The organism is Okeania sp. SIO2F4 (assembly GCF_010672385.1).
Taxonomy (GTDB): Bacteria; Cyanobacteriota; Cyanobacteriia; order Cyanobacteriales; family Microcoleaceae; genus Trichodesmium.
The window spans coordinates 1-2,169 of the sequence record NZ_JAAHGT010001239.1; the positions used below are offsets into that span (position 1 = coordinate 1).

At 37.0% G+C, this 2,169-nt stretch carries 2 protein-coding genes and 1 pseudogene; 1 reads left to right on the forward strand and 2 read right to left on the reverse strand.

Features of this window, described 5'->3' with window-relative positions:
- Positions 1-156, reverse strand: a 156-nt coding sequence (locus F6K22_RS39260; RefSeq protein WP_293110413.1) for a DUF29 family protein, incomplete at its 3' end; no start/stop codon positions are given.
- A 663-nt stretch (positions 157-819) separates the two neighbouring features.
- On the opposite strand from F6K22_RS39260, the gene F6K22_RS39265 reads away from it, so the two are divergent.
- Positions 820-1,155, forward strand: coding sequence for a hypothetical protein (locus F6K22_RS39265; RefSeq protein ID WP_293110411.1), 336 nt, complete (start codon positions 820-822; stop codon positions 1,153-1,155).
- A gap of 274 nt (positions 1,156-1,429) precedes the next feature.
- On the opposite strand, the pseudogene F6K22_RS39270 reads toward F6K22_RS39265, so the two are convergent.
- A pseudogene (locus F6K22_RS39270) lies at positions 1,430-2,083 on the reverse strand (penicillin-binding transpeptidase domain-containing protein); the annotation flags it as partial.
- Positions 2,084-2,169 lie beyond the last annotated feature (86 nt).

A 2,169-nucleotide genomic window follows, 5' to 3' on the forward strand; every position in this document is an offset into this window, starting at 1 on the left:
TTTTTTCTCTCGCCGACTCAACTCTTCTAACTCCTCAATTAAATGTTCTTTATCTAATTCATTGAATCTGTTTTCTTTTAATAGATTAATCGTTTTTACTAACCATTGTTCATATTCATTTTCGTAAAGGGATATTAAATTACTTTTAACTGTCATTTTTACCTCATATTATTTTGATGGTAGTTAGGAGTCAGGAGTCAGAATTTGCTCATGTTTTCAGCTCAAATTAATTACAGCATATTTCGGGCAAATGATGTACAAGGTAAATGGTGAAAATCTTGTAGTTAGGATAGAATGTCGTCAGGTTCAGAGTTGAATTTAAAATAGTCAGCAAAGGTGTAAGACTGAGTGGGGTCTATAATTTCAATTATTGACATATTATAATAAACATATTGCACAAATTATCTATGAAACCTGCTCCTGAGTAATTCTAAAAAACTTACCCTTGTAAGGTAGGGGAACGGGGAAGTAGAGAATATAGTCATTTCAAATAAGGATGAAACACTTTTTTGACTTAAACCCTTTCTAGGTAAAGAAACACTCGTCCCAGTCTTATTCAGAATGACTATAGTTAAGAAGAAAAGATAATTATAGAGGAGGTAGAAGCAAGAATTATCCCGTGATTTTTCTCCAATTATTCTGTCCAAAACGCTTGCCTTTATATGTTAATGCTTTGAGGTTTAATACAGTAATCTCTAATTAGTTTCTTTCTTAACTCCTGACAAAATTAATTACGCAAGTATGCAGTATTTTTAGGGAATTTTTAGAATTAATCCTGTAGCTTACTTCATTATTTTTTAAATTAGGAGATATTTTTAAATGGCTAAAGTAGAGAGATATTGGTGGGGAGGAAAGATAGAATTAACTCATGTTGAAGTAGTTGAATCTACGAATGCAGTGGATACAATAGGGCAAATAAGCGCAATAGTTACATCAGCACTTAGCTTTTCTCCTGCTGCTGCACCTGGGGCACCTATTGCAGGAATCCTAGCTGCTATATTTGGTCTTAGTTCCCAAATACTCAAAAATGCTGACAAGGGAAATGGTGTAAATATTTACTGGATTGATATATCCACCTCAACAGTAATTTCTACCACTCTTCAAGTATGTCTTCCAGTACATACTCCTCTTCCTTGCTTTGTTAAATCAAGATAGTAATTCGATCGCTTATTATCTGGATATTATAAAATCAAATTTGCCCCTTGAGAAAAATATCGAAACGACTACTCAAAAGTAGTTAAAGGCAATTTTTTCAAGTACCCTTTACTAGGTACAATATCTGTGAGGTTTGAGCAGTGGGAAGTTTGGGGAGGGTAGGGAGACAAAGAAAGTAAAAAATAAGATGAATAGTTATCCCTTGCTCTTTCTGTATCAGAATTTAACTTCTAGCTTCTGACTTCTGAGTTCTGACTTCTGAGTTCTGACTTCCTTACTCCCCTACAATCTTTTTCATATAATTTCCCCATAACTGGGTGGCTTGACTGCTACTGCCATAAGTAGGAGAGTTATCATCATTTCCTAACCAAATTCCTGTAACCATACTTTGGTTAGGAATATATCCAATAAACCATAAATCTACTCCATAATTAGTAGTGCCAGTTTTACCTGCTTCTCCTAATCCCAGATTAGCACCACGACCCGTACCAAATTGCACCACTCCTTGGAGCATTTGAGTCATTCTGTCTGCTATGTATGGTTGCAGAATAGGACGGTTAGCTTGAATATCTCCTTGAGGGTTTTCACAATTTGGATCTGGGTTATAAGAATAAATGCAGCGACAAGTGTAAATATTATTGCGATCGCCACAATCACTACTATCTATAATTTTCCTAATAGTATGAGGTTTATTCCCCACTCCACGATTAGCAAATACTCCATAAGCACCAGTCATTTCTAAAACATTAACTTCACTTTGACCCAAAATTAACCCAGGTACAGCATTTAACTTAGACTTAATTCCTAAACGCCTTGCCATTCTTACCACTCTATCTAAACCTACCTGTTGAGCGACTCGCAAAGGCCTGATAGGCTGCCAACTGAGAGGGGTTGAGTCGCATCCGTTCCAGCATGGCTTCCGCCAGGATCAAGGCCCTGGCATGCTAGAAGGACTCAAAGCTGCTTCGCTGAGCGACGAGGTGCAGTTGCAGGGTGCCCAGCAGTCCCACTGCC